The following is a 23,771-nucleotide window of genomic DNA, read 5'->3' as shown; positions in this document are numbered from 1 at the left end:
GCCGTTTTGCGACGCGCCGGGAGGATTGTGCTCGCCCCAGCCGGCAAAAACAAGTCTGCCGCCGCCGCCAGTCGTCGTCCAGCCCGCCGCGCCGCTGCCGCGCAAGGCGCCGCCCGGACCGGACTTGCCGCCGGCCGAGGTGTTTGCCGTCACCGCGCCCGGCGCCACGGTCGAGCCGGACACCGGCAATGGCGACAAGCAGGCGGCCCTCCGCCAGGCCGACACCGGCGCGCGCTTCGTCAATGAAAGCATGCCGCCGTCCGGCACGCCGGTCCGCATCGGCCTGCTGCTGCCGCTGCGCTCGGACACGCTGGGCGCGGCCGCCGAATCGTTGCGCGCCGGCTTCATGGCCGGCCTGGAGCGCGACCGCGACAACATCACCGTCACCGTGGTGGAAACCGGCGATGTGCCGCAGGACATCCTCGGCGCCTACGTGCGCGCCCTGCAAAGCGAAGACATCGTGGTCGGCCCGCTGTCGCGCACGGCGGTGGCGGCCGTGGCCGGCAGCGCGCTGGTCAGCAAGCCCACCATCGCCCTGAATACGCCCGAAGGCCACGGCCAGCAGGGCGCCACGCCGCTGCCGCCGCAGATGCTGGCGATCGGCCTGTCGATCGAGGAAGAGGCGCGCCAGGCCGCGCAATGGGCCGCCGCCGACCAGCCCGGCGGCAGCGCGCTGGTGCTGACCACCAGTTCGGCCTGGCAGCGCCGCGTGGCGGCCGCCTTCGCCAATCAGTGGGAAGGGCGCTTGGGCCGGCCGTTGCGCATCGTGGAATTGAGCGCGCCGGACGGCTACCTCAGCGATCCGGAACTGGTGCAACTGCGGGCCCGCCTGCGCCAGGACACGCCGGCCGTGCTGTTCTCGGCCATGGGCGCGGACCAGACCCGCCAGCTGCGCATCGCCCTCGGCAGCGTGCTGACCACCGAGCCGGACAACCCGATTTTCAGCACCGCCGACAAGCTGCCGCCGCCGCCCGCCGTGCCGACCGAGCAATTCGCCAGCCTGCCGATCTACGGCACCTCGGCGCTGAATCCGGGCGCCGGCGCCGGCTTCCCCGGCCGCGACCTGGAAGGCGTGCGCCTGCTGGACCTGCCATGGCAAGTGCAGCGCGATCATCCGGCGGTGATGGTCTACCCGCGTCCGCTGCAAAGCGGGGTCGGCAGCGCCGACATGGCGCGCCTGTACGCGCTCGGCATCGACGCCTTCCGCGTGGCGCGGGAAATTGCCCGCCATCCGGCCGGCCGCTTCCAGCTGGACGGCGTCACCGGCAAGCTGACGGTCGACTTCGGCCAGGGCCCGGCCAGCTTCGAGCGCATCGAGCAATCGGCCATCTACCAGAACGGCGCGCCGGCGCCCGCCCGCCCATGAGGATGCCATGCCGCGCACCCCACAGCAGCGGCTGGGCCGGCAGGGCGAGGACCGGGCGCTCAGCCACCTCCTCGCCCAGGGCCTGACGCTGCTGGAGCGCAATTTCCTGTGCAAGGCCGGTGAAATCGACCTCATCATGCTGGAGGGTCCGGTGCTGGTGTTCGTGGAAGTGCGCCAGCGCGCCGGCAGCCGCTTCGGCGGCGCGGTCTACAGCGTCACCCCGGCCAAGCAGCAGCGTCTGTTGCGGGCCGCGCAATATTATCTGTTACGCCACAAAATCCCCCCGCCGTGCCGCTTCGACCTGATTGCCATCGATGATGAAAAGTTGTCTTGGATACAAAACGTGCTGGAGATGTAAGCATTTTTAACAGCGCTTGTCCGGCCAGCGGGACGACTGCACTATAATCAGCACACTATGACTAATCAACGCATCCTCTCGCACTTCCACGAAAGTGCCGAACTCAAAATCCAATCCGCCACCGTCCTCGCCCCGCACATTGCGCAGGCGATCGAGATGATGTTCTCGGCGCTGTCCAACGGCAACAAGATTCTGGTGTGCGGCAATGGCGGTTCGGCCGCCGACGCGCAGCACTTCGCGGCCGAGCTGGTGGGCCGTTTCGAGCGCGAGCGCTTCCCGCTGCCGGCCATCGCCCTGACCACCGACACCTCCATCCTGACGGCGGTGGCCAACGATTACAGCTACCGCGAGATCTTCTCCAAGCAGGTGCAGGCGTTCGGCCAGGCCGGCGACATCCTGCTGGCGTTCTCCACCTCGGGCAACTCGGCCAACGTGATGGCGGCCATCGAGGCGGCGCTGGAGCGCGAGATGCGTGTGGTGGCCCTGACCGGCAAGGGCGGCGGCGCCATCGGCAAAATGCTGACCGACGCCGATGTGCATATCTGCGTGCCGCACGACCGCACCGCCCGTATCCAGGAAGTCCACCTGGTGACCATCCATTGCATTTGCGACGGCATCGACGTCGCCCTGTTCGGAGGAGATGTGAATGAGTAATTCCAGCGCTATCTGGAAAAAGGTACAACGTCCGCTGGCCATGAGCGTGCTGTGCGGCGCCATGCTGGCATCCCTGTCGGGCTGCGTCGCGCTGGTCGCGGGCGGCGCGATTTCCGGTACGCTGGCGGCCTCCGACCGCCGCACCTTCGGCGCGCAGACCGAAGACCGCGCGATTGAAGTCAAGGCGGCCATCAAGGTCAACAACGTGGCCGGCGACGCCGCGCACGTCAACATCAACAGCTTCAACCGCCGCGCCCTGCTGACCGGCGAGGTGCGCGATGAAGCCATGAAGGCGCAGCTCGAACGCGAAATCCGCGGCATCGAAGGCGTGATCGACGTCATCAACGAACTGGAAATCGCCGGCCCGTCGAGCTACACCTCGCGCTCCAGCGACACGCTGATCACCACCAAAGTGAAGGCTAGCCTGGTCGATGCGAAGGACATTTCGGCCAACTCCTATCAAGTCGTGACCGAACGCGGCGTGGTCTATCTGCAAGGCCGCGTGACCCAGCGCGAAGGCCAGATCGGCGCCGACATCGCACGCGGCGTCAGCGGCGTGACCAAGGTGGTGAAGGTGTTTGAATACATCACCGAGGAAGAGTGGAAAACTTATCAGCCCAAACCGGCAGGCAGCCAATAATGAGCAACTCCTCCCGCGCCTGGATCAAACCGGTGATCGCCGCCGTGGCGATTGCCGCCATCGGCTTTGGCGCCTACGCCACGGTGTCCAAGCGCGAGGTGGCGCCGGAGCTGGCCTTCCTCAGCATCAAGGGCGAGAAGATCACGCCCGAGAGCCTCAAGGGCAAGGTGGTGATGGTGAATTTCTGGGCCACCTCGTGCACCACCTGCGTGGCCGAGATGCCCAAGATGGTCGACACCTACAACAAGTTCAAAGGGCAGGGCCTGGAGTTCGTCGCCGTGGCGATGAGTTACGATCCCCCCAACTACGTGCTGAACTACGCCGAAACCCGCCAGCTGCCGTTCAAGGTGGCGCTGGATGCGGACGGCTCGGCCGCCAAGGCCTACGGCAGTGTCGCCATGACGCCGACCACTTTCGTGATCGGCAAGGACGGCAAGATCCTCAAGCGCTACCTCGGCGAGCCGGACTTCCCGGCCCTGCACAAGCTGCTGGCGGAGTCGCTCAAAGGCTGATTGGCACGCCGCTTGCATGACGTCTGGCTTCTCCAACCACCAAGGGAAGCCACCATGGACCGCCAGCAAGTCACGCAAAAAATCATCGCCACCAAGGTCGCCAACAAGCTGCGCTGGGCGGATCTCGCCACGCACTTCGGCCAGAGCAAGGAATGGACCACCGCCGCGCTGCTCGGCCAGATGACCTTCAACCGCGAACAGGCCGACAAGGCGCAGGCACTGTTCGGCCTCACCGACGAAGAAGCCGCCTGGCTGCAAATCGTGCCCTACAAAGGTTCGCTGCCAAGCGCCGTGCCGACCGATCCGCTGATCTACCGCTGGTATGAAATCGTCAGCGTGTACGGCACCACCATCAAGGAATTGATCCACGAAGAATTCGGCGACGGCATCATGAGCGCGATCGACTTCTCGATGGATATCCAGCGCGAAGCCGATCCCAAGGGCGACCGCGTGCAGGTGGTCCTGAGCGGCAAATTCCTGCCTTACAAAACCTACTAAAAGCCGGCCTGCAAGGACAAATACAAGCCCTTCTGCTTCTTCGGATTGAAGATGGTGATGTCGCCGAGATTGGCGTAGGCCGCCGTCACTGAAAAATTCTTGGTCGGGAACCAGGCGATGAAGGCGTCGTAATACGCCTTCTCGTCATCCACGCCGAGGTTGTGCGGCTTGAAACGGTACTCGGCGCCCAGCGCCAACTTGCGGTTGATGAGATAGGCGGCCGAGAACTCCGGCTTCAGGCGCGTGTCGTCATTCCTGTCGCCGCCAAATCCCAGGATGCCCATCTGGTTGGCGCGCGTGGCGCGCAGCGTGGCGTTCAGCAGCAGGCTGTATTCCAGATAAATCTTGGTGGCGGAGACGTAGTAGTCGTAGCCGCTGTCATCCCTGGCGCCAAGCTGCCTGACGTTGGTGACGCCCAGCGCCTCCAGGCCGTGGATGCCCTTGTTCTTCTTGTACATCAGGCCCACCGCCACCTGCGGCACCCACGTATCCTGCTCGTACACCGCATCGCCCAGCACTTTCAGCTTGAGGCCGATGATGTCCTGCTTGACGTTGAGCTTGTCCAGCGGCGCCAGGCTGCCCTTGAATTCCTGGTTGGCGAACGACAGTTCCAGCCGGTCCTGGATGCCGGCCGTGACGCCATAGGTATTCAGCTTGTAATCCTGGGTGCCGACGTAGGTGTAGTGTGCGTTGGCGCCCCAGCTGTCGCGCGTGCCGTAGCCGCTGATCAGCGCCCACGGCGTGATGCCGCCGCCGCCCGCGCCTTCCACTTGCGAGACGCCGCCGGTGGCCAGCAGCTTGCCCATGTCCTGCGCGCCCACGCCGGCGCACGCGCAGACAGCCAACAGCGTTGGAATGATTTTTTTCATGGCTCTGCTCCGGGCGGATTATTGGGTGACGATGTCGCGTTGCATCGGCGCCAGCCTGGCCACCAGCTTGAGCGCAACGCCGCTCGGCACATGGTGCTGTTCCATCGCGATCTGCAAATCCTCGGTCAGCGCGTTGAACATGGCGTTGGTGATCTTCAGATCCTGATGCACGGTCTTCATGTCGCGCACGGTGCCGACGCCGTCCATGGTCTTGTCGCGGTATTTGCCGGTGTACTTGCACGGGCCGCCGGCGAATTCGCAGAACTGCTCCTGCAAGCGCTGGTTGATTTGCGGGATATCGAAATCGGCGAAGTTATCCTTGATGCGCGGATCGGCCAGCACCAGGGTGAGGAAGGTATCGACAATCTTCTTGATACCTTCCTTGCCGCCCAGCCCCCGGTAGGTGGAGTCCTCGGGGTAGGGCGTTTGTGCCGCTGCCAGCGACGAAGCCAGCAGCAGGCCGATAGCGACCGTGCGGTAGCGTTGGATCATCATTCATCCTCATGAGTAATGCGGCATGAGGATGAATGTATCAGAAGTGATAACCCATTGCTACCCGGAAGCTGCGGCCCGGATCGAACCAGGAGCGCCCCGTGTTGCCGATGAATTGCTGATTGGTCTGCTTCGTCACCGTCCGGGTCAGGTTGCTGACCGCCGCGCTGGCCCACAGACTGGCGGTGAAGTTGTAGTTGAGACTGGCGTCCCACTGGCCCACGGCCTCCTGCCACACCGGCAGTCCCCAGCCAACGTCCGTCGGCGCCACGCCGTTGACCAGGCGTGCCGGATCGGCGCTGACCGCGTCGTTGCCGCCGGCGCCGAAGGCATTGGTCGCCAACAAAGTGCGCGAGCGCCAGCTATACGCCAGCCGTGCCGAAATCGGCCCGCGGTCGTACATCAAGCCGAAGTTGAAGGCATGCTTGGACATGTTGACCACTGGCAGATCCTTGAAGGGCAGGCCGTTGGTGTCGCAACCGTAGAGATTGTTCATGGTCGTGGCGGTACCGTTTTTCGGGCAATACGGCGCCGTGTACGGATGGTACAGGTCCTGCTTGCCGTCCAGGTAGGTCCAGTTGGCGGAAACGCCGAAGCCCTTCGCCCAGTCAGGTATGCCCTCCAGGCCGGGCAGTTTATCCAGGTAGGTCTGGCCGGCGATTTCAATGCCACCCTGCCACAGCTTGGCCGCGTTGGCCGGCCCGGTAATGACGAACTCCTGCGAATTGCCAGCCAGATCCTTGATGCTTCTGGTGTAGGTATCGTTCATGATGATGTCCTTGATCTTCTTATAGAACACCACTGCCGTGAGCGACTGGCCGGCGCGCGGATACCATTCCAGCGACAGATCGAAGTTGTTCGATTTAAGCGGCTTGAGGTTCGCGTTGCCCGAGTTGGTACCGACGTAGCTGACCGACTTGATGATGCTGACGCCGTTGACGGTGGCGTTTTCCACCTTCTGCTGCAGGTTGACGTACTCCTGCAACTGGTCGAAGCCAGGACGGGCGATGCCCTGCGACAGCGCAATGCGTGACTGTAGCTTGTCGGTCAGGCTTACCTTCAGGTTCAGGCTCGGGATCACGTCGGTATGACTGCCCTTGACATCCAGCGGCTCGTTGAACACCCCGAACCGTGGCAGGGACGGGTTGGTGGTGTTGCTGTATTGCGGATTGAATACCGTGTAGCCGTGCGACTGGGAGTTCGAGCGGATCACCCGCGCGCCCACATTGCCTTCCACCGGATACTTCCAGTTGTCAAAGCCGAAGCGCAGGGTGCCATACAGGGCCTGGGTGGTTTCGCTGGCCGTCGACAGCGCGCCCTGCTCGGGATTTTGCGGGTTGACGTCCTTGGGATCGTTCGAGAATATCATCGGGCGCCAGTCGCTGCCCTGGGTCGAGCAATCGTTGTTGGTGTTCCTGAGCTTGTTGGCGTCCTCGCATTGCAGGCGCTTCACCGCCAGCAGCGCCGCATCCTGGGCCGGGTAGTCGCGCACCGCGGCCATGGTCGGCACCACGATGGTTGGCGGCGTGCCGATCCTGCCGTTGAAGAAGTTGGGGAAGGTGTATTGCTGGACCGGGGCGAGCTTGGCATACCGCGGATCGCTCAGGTAGCCGAAATTGCCGCGCGGTTGCCAATTGCTCCCCCACTCGGCGGCAGTCGGCGGCCGGCCCGGCACCGGGCTCTGTAGCACCGACCACGGCTCGGACAGCGAATACCAGCCACTGCCGACGCCGATCGCATGCGACATCGAGCGCTTGCTCAGACGCACGCCAAAACGCAGATCGCGCAACACCTCGCTGTCGAAGACGAACTTGGCGTCGCCCTTCCAGGCATACATGTCGCCCTTGGCCTTGTTGAGGTAAGGCTGCAGGGTGTTGAAGTAGTAGTTGCCCGGATCGGCCAGGGCGGCGCGGGCGGCGGCGTCGAAACCGACGGTGGGCCGGGGCGTGGTCAGGTCGAAGCTCATGCTGGGCACGAACGTGCCCATATTGATCATGTTGCCATCGCCGCCATTGGTGGCGTGCACCCACTGCAGATCGCTCTGGAAGGTCCAGCGCTCATCCATCCGCCACTTCAGGTTCCAGGAGATATCGCGCGTGCGTCCATGCGCATTGTCATAGGAGCTGGTGGTGCCCGCGGACAAACCGCCGGCCGCGAACTGGTTCTGGCCGACGCCGCCCGGATAGCTCAACGTGCCTTTTTGCAGGACGCCGTTGGCGTCATACTGGGCGTTGGTGAGCTTGAGGTCATACGGATTCAAGCCGAGGTTGCCGTCCGACGCGGTGCTGAAGATGCCGCCGTTGACGCTCTCGGAACGGAAACCCGAATCGAAGTAAGTCAGCGACGACTCCTTGTCGTTCGTCTTCCATTGCAACGCGCCATAGATCCCTGCGCGTTCCGACTCGCCCTCGCTGGTCCCCCAGGAGACGCCGTTCGGTACCCACACCGTCTTGCCGGGCACCGGCTTGCTCAGCGGGTAGTAGGCGCCGAGGCTGTAGGAGTCGGAACGGAACGCGGATTTGCCGTAGGAGACATCGATCAGCGCGCCGATTTCGCCCATGTCGATCGACCAGCGGTTGGAGTACAGGCCGGAGAACGACGGCGTATTTTTCTTGCCAAACGGGGTATAGCTGTCCGAGAAGGAGAAGGCGCCCGATTGTCCCTTGGAATCGAACGGCAGCCGGGTGCGCAGATTGACCTGGCCGCTGATGCCGCCTTCAATCAGCTCGGACGAGGGATTCTTGTACACGTCCACGCCCGCCATCAGTTCCGGCGGGATGTCGCCCCAGCTCAATTCGCGTCCAGGCCAGCCGGCCGAGAAACCTTCGCGGCCGTTCAGGGTGGACGAGCCCCACGACAGGCCGCGGATCTGCACGCCCGAGCCCTCGACGTTGTAGGACAGCGGATTGCTGGCCGCGTTGGTGCGGGTGCGCGAGGTGTTGCGGTCCATGGTGACGCCCACCACCCGTTGCAGCACCTCGGTGATCGACTTGTCCGGCAGCTTGCCGGCCTCGTCGGCCACGACCGAGTCGACGATCAGCTCGGACTCCTGCTTGATTTTTTGCGAAGTCTCCAGCTGCTTGCGCTGGCCGGTCACCACCACGATCTTGTCCGGCGGCGTGTCCTTGGCGGCCGGCGCCGAGGTGTCGGTCTGCGCCAGCGCACCACCGCTGGACAGCAGCGCCAGCTGCGCCGCCGCCATCGCCAGCGCGGTCATCTTGAGCGGTTTCCTGTTGCTCATCGTCCCTGTGTTTTTCATTATATTGATCCTCTTGTCATTGGAAGCTGATGGCGCCGGTCAGCGTCAGCTTGCTGGTAAAGGTCGGCGCGGCCGTCCCCGTGCTCGACACCGTGGTGTTCACGTTCACCGCGGAAAACTCGATCTTCGCGATCGGGTAGTCCTGCAATTCATTCCACAGATCCAGCCCGGTCAGGCCGCATGACTCGTTGACCGTGAACTTGTCCCTGAGCCCGATGCTGTAGTCGGTAGCGGCCGCCTGGGTCGGCGTCACCACGGCGCGCAGCTTGACGTTGCAGTCCTTGCCGTCCTTGAGCGTGTAATGGCCAAGGTACAGATCGACGTTGATCGCGTTCTTGCCGGTGCTGAGCCACTCGCTGTTCTGCGCCAGATTGAACTTCAGCGCAGCCTGGGCGTCGATGCGCACGCCGAGCAGCGTATCGGTGCCCTTGTTCATCTCCTTCAGGGTGCCGGCCATCATGGTGAAGCCCCAGTAGCCGTTCAGGCCGACCGGATCCGCCGGCTGGATACTGTAGAAATACGAGAAGCTGCCGCCATCGGCGGAGACGGCGCTGCCGCACCAGCTGCCGCCGCACCAGTAGCCATCGGCGTTGCTGCCCGAGTAGGTGCCGATGCTGCCCTGCTCCTTGGTGGTCGAAGTATCCTGATAGCCGCTCAGGAAAGTCAGCGCAGGCGCCTTTTCCGTGCCGATAGGAATGCTCCGGTCCAGCTTCACGCTCTCAAAAATATCGTCGCCGCTCTGCGTGGCGGTGACCACGCACAGGCCATTGGCCAGCTTGGACAGCGCGTTGCCGCTGACCGAGCACACCGTCGGCGTGCTGGTCGAGAAGGCCACGGGCCGGCCCGTGTTGGCGGCCGCACTCAGCGTTGCCGGCTGCCCATCCAGCGCCTGCGAGCCTGGATTGCGGAACACAATCGTCTGCGGCCGCTTGGGTATGACGAACAACTGGCTCTGCGAGGCCGCGGCGTAGCCCTGATAGCCGGGCTGGGTGGCGGTCACCGAGCACTCGCCAGCGATCAGCAGTGACACGGTGCTGCCGCTGACGGTGCAAACGGTCGGCGTATTTGAGGTGAAGGTGATCGGTCCGCCGGAACTGGCCGTGGCCACCAACTGGGTGGTCGCCACGGCGGGCGGGACGGCCACGGTGGCGCCGCCCGGAAAGTCGAAGGCGATGGTCTGCACCGCGCCGCCGGACCCGCCACTGCCGCCCCCGCCGCCGCCGCAACCGGCCAGCAGGGCGATGGCGGCCAAGCCGATGGCCGGCAGTCGGAATCCTGTCACTCGTTTCATCATGATGGTTTGTCTCCTCGATTGTGCTTACAGAAATGTCCCGTCAAGGCTGGCAGCGATGACAGGGAAAACGCGTCGTCAGCGGGCCAGCACCCGGCGCAGATAGGCGTCATGGCTGGGCATGGCCGCCGCCACGGCGGCGAAGCGCGCGCGCCGCTGGCGCAGGGCCTGCGACGCCTCCGCGCGGGTGAGTTCTTCCAGCCCCGGATCGGCACGTTCCGGCCAGTGCCCCATGCCGGCATGGATCGCCAGCCAGCTGTGGGCGTCGAAGCCTTCCCACGCGTACTGATGCAGCACGCCGGCCTGGCGCCAGGCGTGCAGCTTGAAGGCCAGGGTCTCGGGCAATTCCATGCTGGCCACATCGCGCCACAAGGCGCTGTCGCGGCGCGCCGTCAGGCAGTAGTGCAGGATGATGAAATCGCGGATGCGCTCGAACTGGCGCGTCATGCCGGTGTTGTAGTGTTCGATCTCGGCCGCGCCCGGTGCCGGACTCTCCTGCAACACCGGAATCAGATGACCGAGGCCGCTCTGGATCAGGAAAATACTGGTGGATTCCAGCGGCTCCAGGAAGCCCGATGCCAGCCCCAGCCCGACCACGTTATGCACCCAGCAACGCTGGCGGTGGCCGGTGGTAAAACGCAGCAGGCGCGGTTCGGCCAGCGGCCGGCCGTCCAGTTGGCGCAGCAATTGTTCGCGCGCGCGCTCCTCGTCGAGGTAGCGGCTGGCGAACACGTGGCCATTGCCGATGCGCGAACTGAGCGAGATACGCCAGGCCCAGCCCGCCTCCAGCGCGGTGGCGCGCGTGTATGGCGTCATGTCCGTCCCGTCGGGTTCGCTGGGCACGGCCCAGGCCCGGTCCACCGGCAGCCAGTGGCTGAAGTCGATGAAGGGCTCGTTCAGGGTACGGCCCAGCAGCAGCGCGGAGAAACCGGAGCAGTCGATGAACAGATCGCCCGCCAGTTCGCGGCCGTCGGCCAGTTTGAGCCCGGCCACGCCGCCGTCGGCGCGGCGCCGCACGTCGACCACCCGGCCCTCGGTGCGGCGCACGCCGCGTTGCAACGCCAGCTTGCGCAGGAACACCGCATACAGCACGGCGTCGAAGTGGTAGGCGTAGTTGAAGGGTTTGTTCTCCTCCGAGGCCAGGCCCTGGAAGCGGCCCATGCTGGCCATCACGCTCGGCAGGCACTGCTCGCCCAGCGTACCCAGGCTGGCGTCGTCCAGGCGGCGGAAATGCCCCCACAGGCAGTCCGGTCCGCTCAGATCGCCAAGGTCGCCGAAGGTATGGAAATAGTGCTCGCCGCGCACGCGCCAGTCGCGAAATTCGATGCCCAGCTTGTACGTGCCCTGGGTGGCGCGCAAGAACTCCGCCTCGTCGATGCCGAGCAAGCGGTGCAAATTGCGGATCGCCGGAAAGGTCGCTTCGCCCACGCCGATGACGCCGATTTCCTCGGATTCCACCAGCTCCACGGTGTGGGCAGGCAGCGCGGTGGCCAGCGCCGTTGCGGCCATCCAGCCGGCCGTGCCACCGCCAACGACCACGATGCGTTTGTATGCGCTGCCCATCCCTGTCTCCGCTGATGTAACCAGCGCATCAAGGCTATAGCTTCAACCAGGGCGCAAGTTTTTTATATATTGGAAACACTATTTTGGGATGAAATACTTCAAGCAGACAATTGCTAAAACACTCAAAACAACAGAGAAAATTGCGTAACCTAGCGGCGCGGTGGATCGTGCGCGGGGGCTATTTCGGGTACAAAATCATTTGCGTGCAGCGGAACAAGGCGATGGTTTTGTCGGTGGCTTTGTCGGTCACGGTGGCGTCCCACACCTGGGTGGTGCGGCCGAGATGTACCGCGCTGGCAGTCGCCACCACCGTGCCCTGGCGCGCCGTGCCGAGGTGGTTCGATTTCAGTTCGATGGTGGTGAAGTTCTGCGCGCCGTCGGGCAGGTGCGAGAAGCAGGCGTAGCCGCAAGCGGTGTCGGCCAGCGTGACCACGCTGCCGGCGTGCAGGAAGCCGTTCGGCGCCAGGTGGTTTTGCGTGACGGCGAACTCGGCCACAATCTCGTTTTCCTTCACCGAGGTGATGACGATGCCGAGATGATCCGGCAGCGTGCCCTTGCCGAAGGTATTGAAATATTCGGGAGTGAATTTATTGGCGTCCATGCTCATGCCCACTGGATTGGCGCTTGGCCGTTGGCGGTTAAATAATCGTTCGCGCGCGAGAACGGTCTGCTGCCGAAGAAGCCCTTGTGCGCGGAGAACGGCGACGGATGCGGCGAGGTGATCACCAGATGCTTGCGGCTGTCGATCAGCGCGCGCTTGGCGATGGCGTAGCTGCCCCACAAAATGAAGACGATGTTCTCACGCTGCCGCGACAAGGCGCGGATGGCGCTGTCGGTGAAGGTTTCCCAGCCCTTGTTGGCGTGCGAGCCGGCCTCGCGTGCGCGCACGGTCAGCACGCTGTTCAGCAGGAACACGCCTTGCCGCGCCCAGTCGCTGAGATCGGTCTGGCGGCGGTCGAGGCCGAGATCATTGTGCAATTCCTGGAAGATGTTCTGCAAGCTCGGCTGTGGGCGGTTGCCGTCCGGGACCGAGAAGCAAAAGCCCATGGCGGCGCCGGGCGTGTGATACGGGTCTTGGCCGAGAATGACCACCTTCACGTCATGGAAGGGCGTCAGGTCGAAGGCGCGGAAGATATTCTTGCCGGCCGGGCAGCACTGCCCGGCGGCGTATTCGCCACGCACAAAGGAGGTCAGGGATGCCCAGTAAGGCTGCTCAAACTCGTGCTGCAATTGCTGCTTCCACGACGCCTCGATGCGTACGCTCATGCTTAAACCGGCTGCTTGGTCACGCGCAGGTAAGGCTTGATGGTGCGGAAGCCGGGGAACCTGGTTTCCGCTTCCTCGTTGCTGACGGCGGCGGTGATGATGACGTCGTCGCCGTTCTTCCAGTTCACCGGGGTGGCGACCTTGTGCTTGGCGGTCAGCTGCATCGAATCGAGCACGCGCAGGATTTCGTCGAAGTTGCGGCCGGTGGTCATCGGATAGGTGAGCATCAGCTTGATCTTCTTGTCCGGGCCGACGATGAACACCGAGCGCACGGTGGCGTTGGTGGCGGCGGTGCGGCCTTCCGAGGTGCCGGCTTCTTCGGCGGGCAGCATGTTGTACAGCTTGGCGACGGCCAGATCGGTATCGCCGATCATGGGATATTTGACGGCGGCGCCCTGGGTTTCCTCGATATCGGCGGCCCATTTCTCGTGGTTCTCGACCGGATCGATCGACAGGCCGATCAGCTTGGCGTTACGCTTGGTGAACTCCGGCTCGATCTTGGCCATGTAGCCCAGTTCGGTGGTGCAGACTGGCGTGAAGTCTTTCGGATGCGAGAACAGGATGGCCCATTGGTCGCCGATCCATTGATGGAACGCGATCTGGCCGTGGGTGGTATTGGCGGTGAAATCCGGAGCGGTGTCATTAATGCGCAGCGACATGTGGCGTTCCTATAATGTGGAGGTAAATTATAGAAATAATACTACCAAACCACTCACACCAGTTCCACCAATTCCGAGTAATCCGCCAAAACCCGGTCGGCCGTCAGCAAAGTCACCGACTCGCACATGGCTTGCGCCACCAGCATGCGGTCAAAAGGATCGCGGTGGATGTAAGGAAGCAGCCTCACTCTGGTAGCGTGTTCATGAGAAATCGGCAACTGCTTTAATTTGATTTGGGCAATTTGAAGTCGCAGCTCATTCAAATCGAGGTTGTACTTGCCCACACTGATCTTCAGCGCAATCTCCCAGATCGCTGCTGACATAGACCATAGGCGTGGTCAGAATCCTGCTACGTACAGGCTTGGATAACTTGGGGTTGTCTTGCAAGCACCAAAGCAAGATGTGAGTGTCCAACAATAGCGACACTATTTTCCCTCGAACGCGGCTTGTATATCATCGGGCAAGGGAGCATCGGCGTCATCGGCAATCCAAATCTTGCCTTTCATGGTGCCGAACTGACGGATGCCGGTCATAGATTGGATAGCAACCAATTCGGCGACGGGCTCACCATCTCGTGAAATGACGACGCTGTCCCCGCGACGGACCGCTTCTAACAGTTCAGGCAGTTGATGTTGCGCTGCATTGATGTCGATGGTTGGCATAAGACCTCCTGAAATTCAGTCTATCCTGCCCCGCCCCTAACGCAAGACGCTATACCTGATGCAAATCAAAAGAAGCTCATACTAAAAGGCAGCTATCGAGATTCTTGCGCTGAAGCTCCCGAAGGAGCTTTTTTTATCAGCCTGCGGCCAGGACGTTATGTGCCTGCTCGTCCGCGTGGTAGGAGGAGCGCACCATGGCGCCGACGGCGGCGTGCTTGAAGCCCATTTTGTAGGCTTCTTCCTCGAACATCTTGAACACGTCCGGGTGCACGTAGCGGCGCACCGGCAGGTGGCTGTTCGACGGCGCCAGGTATTGGCCGATGGTCAGCATGTCGATGTCGTGCTCGCGCATGTCGCGCATCACTTGCAGGATTTCTTCGTCGGTCTCGCCCAGGCCGACCATGATGCCCGACTTGGTCTTCACGTTCGGGTACAGGGCCTTGAAGTCTTTCAGCAGCTTCAGCGAGTGCATGTAGTCCGAACCCGGACGCGCTTCCTTGTACAGGCGCGGCACGGTTTCCAGGTTGTGGTTCATCACGTCCGGCAGGCCGTCGGCGAAGATGGCCAGCGCTTTTTCCAGACGGCCGCGGAAGTCCGGCACCAGCACTTCGATCTGGGTCTTCGGCGACAGCGCGCGGGTGTTGGAGATGCACTCGACAAAGTGCTGGGCGCCGCCGTCGCGCAGGTCGTCGCGGTCCACCGAGGTGATCACCACGTAGCTCAGGCGCAGCTTGGCGATGGTGTGCGACAGGTTGGTCGGCTCATCCTTGTCCAGCGGGTCCGGGCGGCCGTGGCCGACGTCGCAGAACGGGCAGCGGCGGGTGCACTTGTCGCCCATGATCATGAAGGTGGCCGTGCCCTTGCCGAAGCATTCGCCGATGTTCGGGCAGCTGGCTTCTTCGCACACCGTCACCAGCTTGTTCTCGCGCAGGGTTTCCTTGATTTCGTAGAAACGGGTGTTCGGCGAACCAGCCTTGACGCGAATCCAGTCCGGCTTCTTCAAGCGCTCGACCTGCTCGACCGGCACGATCTTGATCGGAATGCGCGAGGTCTTGCTGGCGCCTTTTTGCTTTTCGCTCGGGTTGTACGCTGGAGTAGTTTCGGTGGTCATAATCAGTTTATTCGTTTGTCGCCAGGACGCGGACTAATTCCTCGGCCAGCTGCTGTTGCACATCAGACAGGATTGCCTGCGCGCCAACGGTGCGCATATCGACTGTTTCCAGCCCGGCATAGCCGCAGGGATTAATCCAGGAAAACGGGGCCAGGTCCATCGCCACATTCAGCGACAGCCCGTGGTAGGTGCAGCCATTGCCGCGTACCTTCAAGCCCAGTGCGGCAATCTTGGCGCCTTTGTGGTCGCCGCCGGCCATGTAGATGCCCGGCGCGCCTTCAACGCGCTCACCGACGAGATTATACGCTTGTAAAACATGGATGATCGCCTGCTCGATTTTATGCACGAACTGGCGCGCGTACAGCTTGCCACCCGGCTTGTTGCGGCGCAGGTCCATCAGCAGGTAAATCACCACCTGGCCGGGGCCGTGGTAGGTGACTTCGCCGCCGCGATCGGTCTGCACCACCGGGATCTCGGCGGCGCCGGCCAGCAGGTGACCGCGATCGGCGCCCAGCCCAAGCGTGTAGACCGGCGGATGCTCGACGATCCACAGTTCGTCGCGCGTGTCCGGCGTGCGGGCGTCGGTGAAGGCCCGCATGGCGGCAAACGTGCTGTCGTAATCGGCTTTGCCGAGATGCTTGATCTCAGGAGAGGTTGGGGACGTCATCCCGGCATTATACCCCGGCTGCCGCGTTCAGCCCGGCTGGTGCCTCGCCAGCCAGGCCTGCACGGACGGCCGCTGCCACTGGAAATCCACGTATTCCTGCAACTTTGACGGTACCGGATCGCCATTGCGCACGAGGCGGCTCAGCATGATGGCGAGGTCGGTATCGGCGATCGACCACGCGCCGAACAGGTGCTGCGGCCCTTGCACGAAGCGCTCGGCCACATGCACCAGCTTGGCGGCGGCCTGCTGCGCGGTCTCGGTCAGCGGCGAGCAGGGTTTGCCGAAAAACACCGTCTCGGTGTCGCGCTCCACGCGCACCGGCACCAGGTCGCTGCGCACCCAGGCCTGGAGTTGACGTGCCCGCGCCCGCTGACGGCGGTCCTTGGGATACAGCGCCACGTATTCCGGCGCCGGGAACGTCTCGTCCAGATATTCGGTGATGGCGCTGGACTCGGTCAGCACGAAGTCGCCCTCGACCAGCGCCGGCACGCGGGCGGTCAGCGCGCGCTCGGCGTAAGCGGCTTGGCGCTGCGCACCGCTTTCCAGATCGACGGTCTTGACGGTGAACGGCAAGCCCTTCTCGGTCAGCGCCACGAAGGCGGACAGGGCGTAAGGACTGGTGTAAAGGTTATCGACGTATAGTTCAAAAGACATGGCAGCTCCGGCTTAGGTAGATTTATTCACATAGTAAACCTTGTTTAAGTACCTGTATAACGGTATATTTTCGCAATTCTTGTTAGTTTTACTCACATAGTTATCCACAGGATGACACGCCGCCTGCCCAATTTTTCCGCATTACGCGCCTTCGAGGCGGCGGCCCGCCACGAGAATTTCTCGCGCGCGGCGGAGGAGTTGCACCTGACGCACGGCGCCATCAGCCATCAGGTGCGCGGTCTGGAAGAGGAGTTGGGAAGGCCGCTGTTCGTGCGCCACGGCCGGCAGGTGAAAATAACTAACGACGGGCTGAAGTTCGCCCAGTTTCTTGGCAAGGCCTTTGCCGACATTGCCGCCGCCACCGACGCCATGCGCGCGGCCAGCATCAGCCAGCGGCTGACGATCACGTCGATTCCCTCGTTCGCAGCGCGCTGGCTGGCGCCGCGGCTTGGGCGTTTCATCGAACTGTATCCGGATATCGAGGTGGTGCTGCAATCGAGCGGCGCCCTGCAAGACCTGGCGCGCGAGGGGGTGGACGTGGGCATCCGCTTCGGGCGCGGCCACTATCCGGGCATGGTGGTATTGCGGCTGATGGGGGACGTGTACTACCCGGTGGTAAGTCCCCACTATCGCGGTGGGCAACTGCCTGTGGCGCCTGCCGACCTGGCACGGCACACGCTATTGCGCTCGGTCGAACACTGGACGCCGTGGTTCAACGCGGCCGGGCTGGACCTGCCGGAACCAGCGGGCGGGCTGCTGTTTGAGGATTTATCGATGCTGATCCGTTCCGCTGCCGACGGCAACGGCGTGGCGCTGGTGCGGCACGTGGTGGCGATGCAGGAGATCGCCTCCGGGCAGCTGCTGCGGCTGTTCGACATCGCCTCGCCCAGCCCGGATGAATACTACTTCGTCACGCCGCCCAACGCGGCCAGCAAGCCGCAGGTGCAGGCGTTCCGCGACTGGCTGCTGGAGGAGATTGCCACCTTCCAGCGCCAGCAAGCCTGAGAGAGGTTGCTTCAAAATGAGCGCAGCGAGGCGCGGCGACGAAGACAGTGCGCCTGCACGGCCAGGAGCCGCAACGAAGCTGCGCTCTTTTTTAAGCGACCTCTTACATCACGATCTTGACCATCGGGTGCGCCGACAGCTCAGTGTACAGCGCATCCAGCTGCTCGCGGCTGGTGGCGCGCACGGTGCAGGTCAGGCCGGTGTAATTGCCTTTGGCCGAAGGGCGAACTTCGAGCCGGCCTTCGTGGAACTCGGCGTCATGCTTTTGCACGACCAGAATGATGGTCGGGGCGAAATCCTCGTGAGTCGGCCCCATAACCTTGATCGGGAAGTCGCTCGGATATTCGATGAGGGACTCTGATGGTGGGATGGCGCGCATAATACTTTCCAATCTAATAATAGGTGACCGCCGCCACAATGACGGCAATCACCCTATATTGTAGCCCGATCAGGACTTTGCAAGCGCCAGCGGCTCCTGCGCAGGCTGGCCGGACAAGCGCTGCAAGCGCGCCAGCGCCGACTCATTGCCCAGCGCCGGCTGGCTGACCGATTTGCGGATCGCCTCCAGCTCGGCGGCCTGATCCAGCGGCTTCTGGCCGATGTCGGTGACGATGCGCAAGCCCTCGGCATCGTTGCGGATGCTTTCGGCGCGGCGGGTCAGGGCGCTCAGCGCGCTGGACTGGCCGCGCATGCCTTGCAGGCCGGCCAGCTGGGCCTGGCGCTCGGCGCGCAGCTGCTGCAAATCCTGCTGGGCGCGCGCCGAGGCCAGCGCCTGCATCGCCTTTTTCGCCTGCGCGTCGAACTCGGCCAGCTGTTTGGACAGGGCGTCGACAATGGTTTGCAGCTCGTCCATGTACTGCCTGGCGTCGGCTTCCTCTTGCAGCTCTTGCGGCAGGCGCGCCTTGTTGCCTTCCAGCTCGTCGCAGAACAGGGTGATGGTCGATTCCGAAATCTTGCCGGCGGCCAGACGCTCGGCCAGCGTGCCGGCGGCCTGTTCGTCGGTGGCGATCAGCTGGCGCAGCTTGACCACGTCCTCGGCCTCCTTGTTGAAGGCGGCGCGGGCGGCGGCCAGCTTCTGGGCGGCGCTGCGCAGATTGTCGGCCAGGCGGTCGCGGTCGGCCTCGGTGGCGGTTTCAGGATCGAAGTTGGCGATCGCCTCGGAAACGCGATTGCCCAGCGCGCCAAAATGCTTGGTGATCAGTCGCGCGGTCAAACCCCAGCCATTCAAGTTGCTCATGTCAGTCTTCCTCGTTTCAAAAGTTGCGCATCATTGGATAACGACGCGTTGCTGCTCCACCGGGATGCCAATGACGAAGTCGACATGGATCCCGCGTTTGCTCGGGTCGCCGTTCACGCTGTGGATGATTTCCGTCGTGATCAGCAGATACTCGTGGCCGCCGCCGCGCAGCTGGCGCACGTACGGCATGAAATACATTTCCTGACGCAAGCCGGTGCTGCCGCTGGCGTCGTCCAGCCGGGTTTCGGTGCCGGTGAAGGGCGGCATGTAGGGCGTTTCCGGATCGCCTGCGTCGCGCCAATAGTCCAGGCCGTCCTCGGCGCCGAAGATCAGTTCGAGATCCAGGTCCAGATCGGCCAGTTGCTCGCGCCACAGGGTGTAGCTGCGGTCGCCCAGGCCGGCGCCGGACTGGCCGGTGTAGGCGTCCTGGTCCTCGGCGGTTTCAGGGATCACGCGCGCCAGCTGGGTGCAGTACATGATCTCGCTGACCTGGCCGCTGGCGTTCTGGTAGACCTGCAAGAACTTCTCCTTGTCGTCGCGGTCGCCGGTTTCCAGGTAGTAGCGGTACAGGCCGCCGGATTGCTTGAGGCGGATTTGCGAGACCGCCACGATGCGGGTGTCGTCGGCGTCCGGCAGGACGATCAACGAGCCGTCGGCCACGGCGCGCAGCAGCGGCGATTGCTGGATGCCGACCACGCTGCCGATGCGCGCCCCCAGCGGCAGATCGGTGTCGGTGCGCGGGGCGTCGTTGCCGGCCAGCTTGGCCGCGCCGTTGCGCAGGTAGTTAACTGCATCGGTCCAGCCCATCTCAATTCCTTTCAAACGAATAATTCGGAGCGGCGCGCAGGCGGCGGAACTTGCGCACCGAGTACACGGCGGCCCAGCCCAACAGACTCAGCACCGACAGCCAGGCGAACCAGCGCAACACGCGGGCCAGGAACGATGGCTCGGGCGGCGGGGCTGGCGGCTGCGCTGCGGCCGGGGCCGGCTGGCCGAGGCCGGGCATGCCGCCCACCATGCCGGTATCCGGCGTCGTTGCCGCGCCGGTCGCGGCGCCGATCCCGACGGCGGTGGTCCCGGACGTGGCACCAGGGTTCGCCACTGCCGCGTCAGGCACGGTCGCCGCGGGATTGGGCGCCGGCTGGGGGCTGGTGGTCGGGTAGGCCACCGGCTGGTTGCTCTGGCTCATGGCGCGGCCCAACATGAAGCCCAGCAGGCCGTGCATCAGGCCGCTCGACTGCTGGGCCGGCGGGGCGTAGACCGGCGGCGGCCCGGCGTATGGCGGCGCGCCGTACGCCGGTGCCGGGCGCTGCGGTTGTGGTTGCGCCGGCGAGCGCAAGGTATCGTTCAGCGGCGGCAGCGCGGCGTTGGCGTTGCGGCGCTGGTCCAGCGTGTCGAGGGCGCGCTGGCGGGCGGCGCTCTGGTCGACATCGCGCGACATGGCCGAGGTGCCGCGCTGCGGCTGGGCCGGCGAACCGGCCTGCTTGCCGAACGCTCCCGGGCCGCTCTGGCGGTTGGCCGGCGGCGGCGCCGGACGGCTGTGCGCGGCGGAGTTGCTCTTTTGTGAAGAAAATCCGCTTTTAAACCCCGACGATGTGCCAGAATGTGAGGCCGGCCGCGCTTCCGCCGGCACGTTGCCCAGAAAGGCAAGGCAAACCATCAAAAGCAGCGCAGATCGAAATGACTTCATGATGTCGTTTCACAAAGAAGTTGAATGAAAAACAGCATAGCGCCGCGCGTTCGCGGTTGCATCGGTAATAAAAGGCACGCTTCACCATGACTCGCAAATACCTGGACATGAATCAGCACGACGCGCTTTACAAGGTGGCGCGCGCTTATCCCGGCGGCATCGACGCCCTGGCGCAGGCGATGGGGATCTCGGTCAACGTCCTGCGCAACAAGCTGGCGCCGACGATTGCGTCGCACTATCCCTCGTTTGAAGAGGTGTCGACGGTGGTGGACTTGTGCCACAAGGCGGGCGTCAACGACGCCCATCTGCCGCTGCACGCGCTGCTGACGCGGCATGGCATGGCGGCATTCATCGTGCCGGCGCCGGACACCATCGGCGATGACGATTTATCGCAGACGGTGTGCAAGGTGATGAGTCAGGTGGGGGCGGTGGCGGAAGCGGTGTCCAGCGCGCTGATGGATGGCAAGGTGACCGCGGCCGAGGCGGATCTGATCGAGCGCGAGTTCCAGGGCGCGCTGTCGGCGCTGGGCGAGTGGCGCGCGCGCTTGCGCCTCAAGGCCCAGCAATAACTTACTTGTCGTTCTGGCGGTTGCGGCGATCGCCTTTTTCCTCGCTGCGGCGCTCCGGTTCGTGACGTGGCTCGCTGCGGTGTTCGCGCTGAGGCTGTTGCGGTTGCGCTTGCTGCGGCAGCTGCTGTACCGGCGGCGGCGTGAACTGGCGCGGCTGTGGCTGTGGCTGCGCTTGCTGCGGCGGCTGCGCCGGCGGCGTGAACTGACGTGGCTGTGATTGCCCGGACTGGGTCTGCTGCATCGGCATTGGCGTCGGCTGCTGACGCTGCTGCGGCTGCTCCTCTCGCTGGCGGAAACGGCGGTTGTCGTCGCCACGGTCGTTGCGGTCATAACGATCATATCGATCATTGCGATCGTTCACCGGCGGCTGTTGCGGCGGCTGCGGCGCGACTTGTATCACCGGCGCCGCCGTCATCGGCGTGTGCGGCTGCGATGGCTGGTTGTAGCGCGGACGCACATCGATGCGCACATCGTTCGGATTGATGGTCTGCGGCGGCGTGTCCGGCTGGCCGAACTGGTTCGGCGCCAGCGTGCTGATATGGCCGCGCGGCTGCTGCGGCGACACCTGCACCGGCTGCGACGGCGCGGTGATCACCCGGCCCGGACGGTCGTTGCGGTCGTTGCGGTCGTTGCGATCAGTACGTCCATCATTGCGGTCATAGCGGTCCGGGATGCCATCATGGTCGCGGTCGCCCCAGCCGCCGCGGTTGCGGCCCGTCGGTTGCGGCGGCGTCACCTGCGTCGCGTTATGCACGAAATTGGTCGCCGGGATCACCGGCGTATTGCGATTGACCACCACATTGCGGCGTCCTTCAAACTGATCGCGCGGCAGCACCGTCAGGCCATCGCGGCGACCATTCCAATCGTTGCGCGGCGAGAATGGCTTGCCGTTATGCGTCCACGTCACCCGGCGCTCATAATCGGCCGACACGCGGTAGCCCGGCACAAAGCGGTCACGCGGCGACAGCGGATACCAGCCCAGCCCCGGCCCGCCATGATTGCCGCCACCATTGCCGCCCACCCAGCCCACCAGCGCCGGCGACCACGCCGGCCGGCCCACCGGACGCCCCGGCGCCCAGCACCAGCGGCGATTCACCAGCACCCAGCGCCCATAGTGCGACGGCGCATAGCCCCACGGCGCGTTATCGACCCAGGTCCAGCCCCACGGCGCCAGCCAGATCCAGCGGCCGTCGCGATACGGCGCCCAGTCGATCGCCACATTGCGCGGCGTCCACAACGGGCCGTACTCGACGCTCTCGGTCCAGCTGCCGTTGCGGTCCAGCTCCTCGTAGCCGGTCATGCCGTTGGAGACGAAGCGGGTGGTGCTGGTCACGCTGTCGAGCCGGTCGCGGTCCTCGGCCCAGATATCGAAGCCATCGCGCCGCGCCACACTGGTGCGCACGTCCTCCGCGCCGACATCCACATGGCGGCCATTGTTCACCACCACCGACGAGCCGGCGCCTTCCACCCGCGCCGCGCCGGCCAGCACGGTGATCTGGCTGGTGTCCGGCGTACGGTCCACGTCCACCCGCAGCACGCCCGGCTCGATCATGGTGATGCGCGCCTGCGGCGTGCTCAGTTCGAAATCGCGCAACAGCTCGGGGCTGCGCACGCGGATGCTGACGCTGCCGTAATTCAGGCGCAGGCGCAGCAAATCGTCGTCCATGCCGGTGATTTCCAGATCGGAATCGCCATCCACCCGCACCGCCGTCGAGCCGACGCGGAACTCGGTGCGCGCGCCGGACGCGGTATTGATGTGATTGAAAGCCGTCACCGGCCAGTTCAGCGACGCGCCGACCGGCTCGCCATCCCCCACCAGCGTGACCTGGCCCTGGACGCTGGAAATACGCCCGACCATGGCGGGCGGGTCTTCGGCGAGGGCCAACGCACTCCAGCCGGCCAAAGCGGCCAGCACGACGGTATGGATGATTTTGCGGCTCATGGCAGCGTCTCCTGTGGATATGATTGATTTAACGCCGCACGTTTCAATTCGACTACATGGGTTACACGGGGTTACAAATCAGGCGGTGGCGCCACCGCGCTTGACGAAGAACAGCGCCGCGCCGACCGCCATCAGCAGCCCGCCGAACACCCGGTTCTGCTTTTTCACCGCGCCCGCGTCGCGGAAGAAGCGCTGCATGGACGAGGCCAGGAAAGCGTAGCTGTGCATCACCACCAAGTCGATGCAGCACATGGTCACCGCCAGAATCAGCAACTGCGGCAGCAGCGGCGCGTCCTTGGTGATGAACTGCGGCAGCACCGCCACCATGAAAATGATGCCCTTGGGGTTGGTGGCATTGGTCAGGAAACCGGTCAGGAAGCGCTTTTTCACCGAAGGCACGGCCACTTCCGCGCGCTTCTGCTCGCCGATGCTGACCTTGGCGCGCCACTGGCTCAGTCCGAGGTAAATCAGGTACAGCGCGCCCACCGTCTTGACGATGTTAAACGCCACCTCCGACGCCAGCAGCAGCGAACCGACGCCCGCGCCGGCAATGAACAACACCACCAGCAAGCCGCTTTGCAGGCCGACGATGGTGGGCGTGGTGCGGCGCACGCCATACGACAGGCCGTGCGACATCGACAACACGGCGCCCGAGCCCGGCGAGATGGCGATGATGCAGGCGGCGACGAAAAAGGTGAACCAGGTGGCGAAGCTCATGACAATTCCTTCAAATAAGCGATCCCTATTGTAGCGGTATCGCCCGCCCTCGCGCTTGGGTTAATATTGCTGATCCAACCACACACGGAG

General features: G+C 64.1%; 27 protein-coding genes. 8 read left to right on the top strand and 19 right to left on the bottom strand.

The annotated features are described in order from the left end of the window. Window positions 1–124: 124 nt before the first annotated feature. The 6 genes from GM676_RS13135 to cynS are packed head-to-tail and all read left to right on the top strand — an operon-like array spanning window position 125 to window position 4,028. A complete protein-coding gene (locus GM676_RS13135; protein ID WP_229262667.1) occupies window positions 125–1,366 on the top strand; it encodes a penicillin-binding protein activator in 1,242 nt (413 codons plus the stop codon). Between the two features lie 7 nt (window positions 1,367–1,373). Then, window positions 1,374–1,724 (top strand): YraN family protein, encoded by a 351-nt coding sequence (locus GM676_RS13130; protein ID WP_155464056.1) that lies wholly within the window; start codon window positions 1,374–1,376, stop codon window positions 1,722–1,724. Window positions 1,725–1,781: 57 nt separating this feature from the next. Beyond that, complete coding sequence (locus tag GM676_RS13125; RefSeq protein ID WP_155464055.1) at window positions 1,782–2,378, top strand: phosphoheptose isomerase; 597 nt, start codon at window positions 1,782–1,784, stop codon at window positions 2,376–2,378. Next, window positions 2,371–3,018 carry a BON domain-containing protein gene (locus GM676_RS13120; protein ID WP_155464054.1) on the top strand — a complete coding sequence of 216 codons (648 nt, stop codon included), beginning with the start codon at window positions 2,371–2,373 and terminating at the stop codon, window positions 3,016–3,018. Before GM676_RS13125 ends, GM676_RS13120 begins: the two co-directional genes overlap by 8 nt. After that, entirely contained in the window at window positions 3,018–3,530 is a 513-nt protein-coding gene (locus GM676_RS13115) for a peroxiredoxin family protein (protein WP_155464053.1), read from the top strand. Before GM676_RS13120 ends, GM676_RS13115 begins: the two co-directional genes overlap by 1 nt. Before the next feature lie 54 nt (window positions 3,531–3,584). Then, window positions 3,585–4,028, top strand: coding sequence for a cyanase (gene cynS / locus GM676_RS13110; protein ID WP_155464052.1), 444 nt, complete (start codon window positions 3,585–3,587; stop codon window positions 4,026–4,028). Here the strand turns inward: cynS and GM676_RS13105 are convergent. The 13 genes from GM676_RS13105 to yfcF all read right to left on the bottom strand — a co-directional run bounded on the left by GM676_RS13105 (window position 4,025) and on the right by yfcF (window position 16,521). Beyond that, window positions 4,025–4,897 carry a DUF3034 family protein gene (locus GM676_RS13105; RefSeq protein ID WP_155464051.1) on the bottom strand — a complete coding sequence of 291 codons (873 nt, stop codon included), beginning with the start codon at window positions 4,895–4,897 and terminating at the stop codon, window positions 4,025–4,027. The two genes, cynS and GM676_RS13105, sit on opposite strands and share 4 nt — an antisense overlap. Window positions 4,898–4,915: 18 nt before the next feature. Further along, window positions 4,916–5,392, bottom strand: a complete 477-nt coding sequence (locus GM676_RS13100; protein ID WP_229262666.1) for a group I truncated hemoglobin — start codon at window positions 5,390–5,392, stop codon at window positions 4,916–4,918. 37 nt (window positions 5,393–5,429) lie between these two features. Continuing rightward, window positions 5,430–8,630, bottom strand: coding sequence for a TonB-dependent receptor (locus GM676_RS13095; protein WP_170304288.1), 3,201 nt, complete (start codon window positions 8,628–8,630; stop codon window positions 5,430–5,432). 34 nt (window positions 8,631–8,664) lie between these two features. Beyond that, on the bottom strand, window positions 8,665–9,942 hold the full coding sequence (locus GM676_RS13090; RefSeq protein WP_155464049.1) for a hypothetical protein: 1,278 nt from the start codon (window positions 9,940–9,942) through the stop codon (window positions 8,665–8,667). A gap of 75 nt (window positions 9,943–10,017) precedes the next feature. Next, window positions 10,018–11,502 (bottom strand): tryptophan halogenase family protein, encoded by a 1,485-nt coding sequence (locus tag GM676_RS13085; protein ID WP_155464048.1) that lies wholly within the window; start codon window positions 11,500–11,502, stop codon window positions 10,018–10,020. A 178-nt stretch (window positions 11,503–11,680) separates the two neighbouring features. Further along, window positions 11,681–12,103, bottom strand: coding sequence for a PaaI family thioesterase (locus GM676_RS13080; protein WP_155464047.1), 423 nt, complete (start codon window positions 12,101–12,103; stop codon window positions 11,681–11,683). A 2-nt stretch (window positions 12,104–12,105) separates the two neighbouring features. Further along, entirely contained in the window at window positions 12,106–12,768 is a 663-nt protein-coding gene (locus GM676_RS13075) for a uracil-DNA glycosylase (RefSeq protein WP_155464046.1), read from the bottom strand. Window positions 12,769–12,770: 2 nt separating this feature from the next. Next, complete coding sequence (locus GM676_RS13070) at window positions 12,771–13,427, bottom strand: peroxiredoxin (protein ID WP_155464045.1); 657 nt, start codon at window positions 13,425–13,427, stop codon at window positions 12,771–12,773. A 53-nt stretch (window positions 13,428–13,480) separates the two neighbouring features. Further along, window positions 13,481–13,750, bottom strand: a complete 270-nt coding sequence (locus tag GM676_RS13065) for a type II toxin-antitoxin system VapC family toxin (RefSeq protein ID WP_211923221.1) — start codon at window positions 13,748–13,750, stop codon at window positions 13,481–13,483. Between the two features lie 102 nt (window positions 13,751–13,852). Next, a complete protein-coding gene (locus GM676_RS13060) occupies window positions 13,853–14,089 on the bottom strand; it encodes a type II toxin-antitoxin system Phd/YefM family antitoxin (protein WP_155464044.1) in 237 nt (78 codons plus the stop codon). Window positions 14,090–14,225: 136 nt separating this feature from the next. Then, the gene (gene lipA, locus GM676_RS13055; RefSeq protein WP_155464043.1) at window positions 14,226–15,200 is read right to left on the bottom strand and encodes a lipoyl synthase; all 975 of its coding nucleotides are present in this window, start codon (window positions 15,198–15,200) and stop codon (window positions 14,226–14,228) included. 7 nt (window positions 15,201–15,207) lie between these two features. Beyond that, entirely contained in the window at window positions 15,208–15,867 is a 660-nt protein-coding gene (lipB, locus tag GM676_RS13050) for a lipoyl(octanoyl) transferase LipB (RefSeq protein ID WP_155464042.1), read from the bottom strand. 27 nt (window positions 15,868–15,894) lie between these two features. Then, window positions 15,895–16,521, bottom strand: a complete 627-nt coding sequence (yfcF, locus tag GM676_RS13045) for a glutathione transferase (protein WP_155464041.1) — start codon at window positions 16,519–16,521, stop codon at window positions 15,895–15,897. A gap of 111 nt (window positions 16,522–16,632) precedes the next feature. Between yfcF and GM676_RS13040 the strand changes: the two genes are divergently transcribed. Beyond that, window positions 16,633–17,526, top strand: a complete 894-nt coding sequence (locus tag GM676_RS13040; protein ID WP_155464040.1) for a transcriptional regulator GcvA — start codon at window positions 16,633–16,635, stop codon at window positions 17,524–17,526. 103 nt (window positions 17,527–17,629) lie between these two features. Here the strand turns inward: GM676_RS13040 and GM676_RS13035 are convergent, their stop codons facing one another. The 4 genes from GM676_RS13035 to GM676_RS13020 all read right to left on the bottom strand — a co-directional run bounded on the left by GM676_RS13035 (window position 17,630) and on the right by GM676_RS13020 (window position 20,423). After that, complete coding sequence (locus GM676_RS13035; RefSeq protein ID WP_155464039.1) at window positions 17,630–17,905, bottom strand: DUF493 family protein; 276 nt, start codon at window positions 17,903–17,905, stop codon at window positions 17,630–17,632. Between the two features lie 69 nt (window positions 17,906–17,974). Continuing rightward, window positions 17,975–18,763 (bottom strand): hypothetical protein, encoded by a 789-nt coding sequence (locus GM676_RS13030; protein WP_155464038.1) that lies wholly within the window; start codon window positions 18,761–18,763, stop codon window positions 17,975–17,977. A 30-nt stretch (window positions 18,764–18,793) separates the two neighbouring features. After that, window positions 18,794–19,570: a DUF2491 family protein gene (locus GM676_RS13025; protein WP_155464037.1), complete on the bottom strand. Its 777-nt coding sequence runs from the start codon at window positions 19,568–19,570 to the stop codon at window positions 18,794–18,796. A 1-nt stretch (window position 19,571) separates the two neighbouring features. Further along, window positions 19,572–20,423 (bottom strand): hypothetical protein, encoded by an 852-nt coding sequence (locus GM676_RS13020; RefSeq protein WP_229262665.1) that lies wholly within the window; start codon window positions 20,421–20,423, stop codon window positions 19,572–19,574. Between the two features lie 116 nt (window positions 20,424–20,539). Between GM676_RS13020 and GM676_RS13015 the strand changes: the two genes are divergently transcribed. Continuing rightward, window positions 20,540–21,022: a phage regulatory CII family protein gene (locus GM676_RS13015; RefSeq protein ID WP_155464035.1), complete on the top strand. Its 483-nt coding sequence runs from the start codon at window positions 20,540–20,542 to the stop codon at window positions 21,020–21,022. 1 nt (window position 21,023) lies between these two features. Here the strand turns inward: GM676_RS13015 and GM676_RS13010 are convergent, their stop codons facing one another. Beyond that, window positions 21,024–22,964 carry a DUF6600 domain-containing protein gene (locus GM676_RS13010; protein ID WP_211923220.1) on the bottom strand — a complete coding sequence of 647 codons (1,941 nt, stop codon included), beginning with the start codon at window positions 22,962–22,964 and terminating at the stop codon, window positions 21,024–21,026. Window positions 22,965–23,042: 78 nt separating this feature from the next. Continuing rightward, complete coding sequence (locus GM676_RS13005) at window positions 23,043–23,681, bottom strand: LysE family transporter (RefSeq protein WP_155464034.1); 639 nt, start codon at window positions 23,679–23,681, stop codon at window positions 23,043–23,045. Window positions 23,682–23,771: the final 90 nt, after the last annotated feature.

Origin of the sequence: Duganella radicis, assembly GCF_009720825.1 — a bacterium.
Classification (GTDB): domain Bacteria; phylum Pseudomonadota; class Gammaproteobacteria; order Burkholderiales; family Burkholderiaceae_D; genus Rugamonas; species Rugamonas radicis.
Note: the sequence above shows the minus strand (reverse complement) of the source record. Positions and strands in the feature narration are given on the sequence as shown.